The organism is Actinomadura napierensis (assembly GCF_039529375.1).
GTDB lineage: Bacteria > Actinomycetota > Actinomycetes > Streptosporangiales > Streptosporangiaceae > Spirillospora > Spirillospora napierensis.
Window position 1 is genome coordinate 1 of record NZ_BAAAMR010000251.1, and the last position, 2,151, is coordinate 2,151.

A 2,151-nucleotide genomic window follows, 5' to 3' on the forward strand; every position below is an offset into this window, starting at 1 on the left:
CAATCACCACCGCGGCCACACCGCACTCGGCGGCCAACCACCCACCACCCGCGTCCCCAACCTCACGGGACAGAACAGCTAGTCGGCTGGTCGTGCCAGGTGAAGCCGCGGGCTCAGCCGCTGGAATGCGGTGCTGCGCAGCCCTCGCCAGGCATGCGCCTGCTTCCATTGCTCATTCTCCGCGAGCGCCGGCGGGACGTTCCCGACAGCCCGCTGATGCGCCTCCGCGGACGTCCAGAGCGCATAGTTGAACACTCGTGCGCCGTCGAGACTTACGTAGAAGTGCGCTGATATCAGCCCTGCCGCCGGAGGCGTATCGGCGCTTCCGTTGAACATCGCGTCCACGAGACCGTTGGCCGACCCGACCGCCGGCGGATCGAACTCCCGCGTGACAAGGACAGCGCACCGGGCGTCGCGCACGTCCCCGTAAGCAGGCGTGCCGCGCCGCAGCCGGCATGCGACGACCCCGATCCGCTCTATGCCGGGCACGGCCGCGTCCACTTCGCGCTTCCACGCTTGCCCGGACATGTCGTCAGGGCCGTCCAGCACCGAGAAATGCAGCAGCGTGGTTCCGTCGTCACCGGCGAGGACCCCGTAGGAGCGGAGATTCTCCCCTGGCCACGGACGCGCCTCCCACGCCGCCGCGATCGCATCCACCGCCGCTTCCTGCCGTTCGGGCGACCCCACCCGCCATGTCCCGAACAACGCCGCCATGGACCCGGCCGGATCAACGGCCGAGCCGACACGGAAACCCATCGCACGCCGCCTTTCCTCGACTGCTCGTCCATGCTGGAACCTCAACGGCGGTCGACGTCAAGCCCGACGGCCTATCGTGTTCACCATGGCCACGTGGGATGACGTGCGGCGCATCGCCCTCGCGCTGCCGGAGACCGAGGAGACCCATAAGGGCCTCGGCCCGAAATGGACCGTCAAGGGCAAGCTCTTCGCCCTGGAACGCCCGCTCCGCAAATCCGACCTCGAGGCCCTCGGCGACACCGCACCGGACGGCCCGATCCTCGGCGCCCGCGTCCCCGACGTCGGCGCCAAGGAGGCGCTCCTCGCCGACGACCCGGCCGTCTACTTCACCACCCCGCACTTCGACGGCTACCCGATGATCCTCGTCCGCCTGGACGAGATCCGGCCGGACGAGCTCGAAGAACTCCTGGTCGAGGCATGGCTCGTCCAGGCCCCGAAACGCCTCGCCGCCCAGTACCTCGCCGAGCGCCCATGAAGTTCGGCCTGCTGACGTTCAACACGCTCTTCCGAGGCGACTCCCGCGCCCGTATCCAGGCCCTCGGCCGGATCCTGGACGAGTCGCCGTACGACGTGGTCTGCCTTCAGGAAGTCATCTCGCCCCTGAACCTGATGGCGCTCCGCCGTGCCACCCGGTCATACCCGCACGTCGCGCACGGTCCGATCATGCCGCTCGTCCACGGCGGGTTGGTGACTCTCTCGCGGCGTCCCATAACCCGTCGCTACTTCCGTCCGTACACCTTCGTCGGACCGGCTCGTCCCGAACGCTTCATGCGGAAGGGCGTTCTGTTGGCGCGTGTGCGGTTCGGGAACGAGTACCTGACGGTCGCCAACACCCACCTGTCGGCCAACAAGACCGACGACTGGTCGCGGACCAATCCCTACGCACAGGTAGAGGCGAGCGAACTCGCGGAGTTGGCCGGATTGCTGGCGCACCCGACCCTGACCGACCCACTGGTCGTCGCGGGCGACTTCAACGTTCCCAGGGATTCGCCGATCCTCCGCGAGTTCGTCGGTGCGGCGGGGCTTCGCGACATGCTGGGCGATGATCCGGCCACCACCTATCGGCCTACCGCTGAGCTGCCCTATCCGAAGCCCATCGATCAGATCCTCGCCAGCCCATCGCTTAGAGCGAACACAAGCCTTGTTCTCAGGGACGAGGTCGCTCTTCCGGATGGACGGTTCATGTATCTTTCCGATCATTATGGGATAGCGGCCGAGTTCTTGTGAGGTGGGGTGGCGTGGGGGTGAGCCCGCTGCGCTTTTGGCCTCGGGCTTCGGGTAGGGGTCATTCGAGAATGGGTAATCCGGGCATGGGTTGAAGGGGCGGTGGGGGCGGCGCTGCGTACGGGGCCGCCCCTCCAAAGTCAAGGGCGCCTTCGGCGTCGCTTCGCGATG

General features: G+C 67.5%; 3 protein-coding genes. 2 read left to right on the top strand and 1 reads right to left on the bottom strand.

The window, feature by feature from the left end; translation table 11 throughout:
- Positions 1 to 78: 78 nt before the first annotated feature.
- Positions 79 to 756: a hypothetical protein gene (locus ABD296_RS49225; protein WP_344285392.1), complete on the bottom strand. Its 678-nt coding sequence runs from the start codon at positions 754 to 756 to the stop codon at positions 79 to 81.
- An 85-nt stretch (positions 757 to 841) separates the two neighbouring features.
- Between ABD296_RS49225 and ABD296_RS49230 the strand changes: the two genes are divergently transcribed.
- Both ABD296_RS49230 and ABD296_RS49235 read left to right on the top strand, forming a co-directional pair.
- Positions 842 to 1,231, top strand: coding sequence for an MmcQ/YjbR family DNA-binding protein (locus tag ABD296_RS49230; protein WP_344285395.1), 390 nt, complete (start codon positions 842 to 844; stop codon positions 1,229 to 1,231).
- Positions 1,228 to 1,983: an endonuclease/exonuclease/phosphatase family protein gene (locus ABD296_RS49235; RefSeq protein WP_344285397.1), complete on the top strand. Its 756-nt coding sequence runs from the start codon at positions 1,228 to 1,230 to the stop codon at positions 1,981 to 1,983. The genes ABD296_RS49230 and ABD296_RS49235 overlap by 4 nt, the downstream gene beginning before the upstream one ends.
- Positions 1,984 to 2,151 lie beyond the last annotated feature (168 nt).